2 protein-coding genes are annotated in these 2,996 nt (G+C 72.3%); one reads left to right on the forward strand and one right to left on the reverse strand.

Annotated features, from left to right (window positions below; translation table 11 throughout):
• The first annotated feature begins 167 nt into the window (after positions 1-167).
• Positions 168-1,976, forward strand: a complete 1,809-nt coding sequence (locus DZG00_RS14085) for a DEAD/DEAH box helicase (protein WP_119382907.1) — start codon at positions 168-170, stop codon at positions 1,974-1,976.
• Between the two features lie 59 nt (positions 1,977-2,035).
• On the opposite strand, the gene DZG00_RS14090 is transcribed toward DZG00_RS14085, so the two are convergent.
• The coding region (locus DZG00_RS14090; RefSeq protein ID WP_233550151.1) for a glycine betaine ABC transporter substrate-binding protein at positions 2,036-2,996 on the reverse strand (961 nt) is incomplete at its 5' end.

The following is a 2,996-nucleotide window of genomic DNA, read 5'->3' on the forward strand; positions in this document are numbered from 1 at the left end:
GCGCCTCCCGCGGCGACGCGCCCGGACGGTCTCGGAGGGGCCGATCCGACTCGCGATCCGCGACGTGCGCGCCGGACCGCAGCCTGCGCGGATCCGCTCGCCACGACCCCGCGCGACGGCGCCGCGGTCGACGGGAGCGTCCGCGGGTGCGGGTATCGTGAGGTCGAGTGAGCACCCTTCCGACCCCTCCACCGCACGTCGGATCCGCCGCGGCCGAGCACCTCTCGCCGGCCTTCCCGGAGCGCGCCGCCTGGGGCACCGTCAGCAAGCTGCGGGCCTGGCAGGAGGAGGCCCTCACCGCGTACTTCGAGAAGGAGCCGCGGGACTTCCTCGCCAACGCGACGCCGGGCGCCGGCAAGACCACGTTCGCGCTCCGCCTCGCCTCCGAGCTGCTGCACCGCAAGACCGTCGACCGGATCACCGTCGTCGCCCCCACCGAGCACCTCAAGAAGCAGTGGGCCGACGCGGCCGCGCGCGCGGGCGTGCGCCTCGACCCGATGTACAGCAACTCCTCCGGGGCGCTCGGCCGGCACTACCACGGCGCCGCCGTGACCTACGCGCAGGTCGCCGCGAACCCGTACCTGCACAAGACCATGACCGAGCAGAGCCGCACCCTCGTGATCCTCGACGAGGTGCACCACGGCGGCGACGCGCTCAGCTGGGGCGACGCCATCCGCGAGGCCTTCGAGCGCGCCACCCGCCGCCTGTCGCTCACGGGGACGCCGTTCCGCTCCGACACCGCGCCCATCCCGTTCGTCAGCTACCTGCGCGACCACCGCGGGGTCCGCCTCTCGCAGACCGACTACGACTACGGCTACGGCCGCGCGCTCGCCGACGGGGTCGTCCGGCCCGTCATCTTCCTCGCCTACGCGGGCAGCATGCGCTGGCGCAACAAGATGGGCGACGAGATGGAGGCCCAGCTCGCCGAGGGCAACACGAAGGACATCACGTCGCAGGCATGGCGCACGGCGCTCGCCCCCGACGGCGAGTGGATCCCGCAGGTGCTCGCCGCCGCCGACCGCCGCCTGAGCGAGGTGCGGCAGTCGATCCCCGACGCCGGCGGCCTCGTCATCGCCACCGACCACACCACCGCGCGCGCCTACGCCGCGATCCTCCAGCGCATCAGCGGTCAGCCCGTCACCCTCGTGCTCTCGGACGACGTCGAGGCGAGCGCCAACATCGACCGCTTCTCCGCGAGCACCTCGCGCTGGATGGTCGCGGTGCGCATGGTGTCCGAGGGCGTGGACGTGCCGCGTCTCGCGGTCGGCGTGTACGCCACCAGCGCATCCACCCCGCTGTTCTTCGCCCAGGCCATCGGCCGCTTCGTGCGGGCGAGGCGTCGCGGCGAGACGGCGTCGATCTTCCTGCCGAGCGTCCCGAACCTCCTCGTGCTCGCCAACGAGCTCGAGCGCCAGCGCGACCACGCCCTCGACCGCGACTCCTCGAAGGAGGGCGACCTCTACAACCCCGAGGACGCCATGATGGGCGAGGCCAACCGCAGCGAGAAGGGGTCCGACTCCCTGCTCAGCGAGTTCTCGTTCGAGGCGATGGGGTCGGAGGCCACCTTCGACAAGGTGCTCTTCGACGGCGCCGAGTTCGGGCAGATGGCCGACGTCGGCAGCCTCGAGGAGGAGGAGTTCATCGGGCTCCCCGGGATCCTCGAGCCCGAGCAGGTGCGCGAGCTCCTCGCCCAGCGGCAGCACCGGCAGTCCCGGCACGCGTCCGAGCGCGAGCGCAAGCAGGCCGAGAGCGGCGCCCCGAAGGATCCCGACGACATCCCGCTGTACCGCACGCTCAAGGAGCAGCGGCAGCTCCTCAACAGCCTCGTCGGCATGCGGGCCAAGCTGCACGGCGAGCCGCACGGCCTCGTGCACGCCGAGCTCCGGCGTGTGTGCGGCGGGCCCGCGGTCGGCCAGTGCAGCGTGACGCAGCTGCAGCAGCGCATCGACCAACTGCGCAGGTGGATGCGCAGCTAGCGCGCACGATCCGATGGGGGCAGCTCCGCAGGTGGATGCGCAGCGAGCGCGGTTCCCGCCTAGGGCGCCGTGACGAACCCGTGGTCGACCATGAACTCGTAGGCCACGTCCGCGGGCTCCTCGCCCTCGTCGTCGACGCGGAGGTTCATCTCGCGGAGGGCGTCGTCGGTGATGACGGGGGAGATCCGGTCGAAGACGTCCTGGAGCCCCGGGTACTCGGCGAGGGTCGCCGAGCCGAGGACGGGCGCGACGTTGTAGGCCGGGAAGAAGCCGAGGTCGTCCTGGAGGATCGTCAGGCCGAGCTTGTCGATGCGCCCGTCGGTCGTGAAGACCTCGCCGAACTGGCACGTGCCGCGATCCGTCGCCGTGTAGACCGCGCCCGTGTCGAAGATCGAGACGTTGCCGTCGGGCACGCCGTCGGCGGATCCGCGCGGGATCCCGTAGGTCTCCAGCAGCGGCGACAGGCCGTCCGAGCGCGAGTTGAACTCCGCCTCGACGCAGAACGTCCGCTGATCCACCGGCAGGTCCCTGATCTGCGACAGCTTCGTGATGCCGAGCCGCTCCGCCTCCTCGCTGCGGATGGCGAGCGCGTAGGTGTTGTTGAGCGGCGCGGGGGTGAGCCAGGTGAGCCCGTTGGCCGCGTCCGCGTCGCGCACGGCCTCGTACTGCGCGCGCTGGTCGGGGATCCCCTCCGGCTCGCCCAGGTAGCTGAGCCACGCCGTGCCGGTGTACTCCCACGTCATGTCCGCGCCGTGGCTCGTCATGAGCTCGCGGGCCGGCACGCTGCCGGGCACGTTCGTCTGGTCGGTGACGTCGAACCCGGCCGCCTTGGCCGCGATGACGGCGATCTTGCCGAGGATCAGCTGCTCGGTGAAGTTCTTCGACGTGACCGTGAGGTGCGCGCCGGCCGGCAGGTCGAGGGGCTGGATGGAGCCGGGCGCGGCGTCCGGCACGTACGCCGTCGCGGGCTGCAGCCCGCAGCCGGTGAGCGTCGCGAGGCCGGCGGCCACGAGCGCGGGC

Source organism: Clavibacter lycopersici, assembly GCF_003576405.1.
Taxonomy (GTDB): Bacteria; Actinomycetota; Actinomycetes; order Actinomycetales; family Microbacteriaceae; genus Clavibacter; species Clavibacter lycopersici.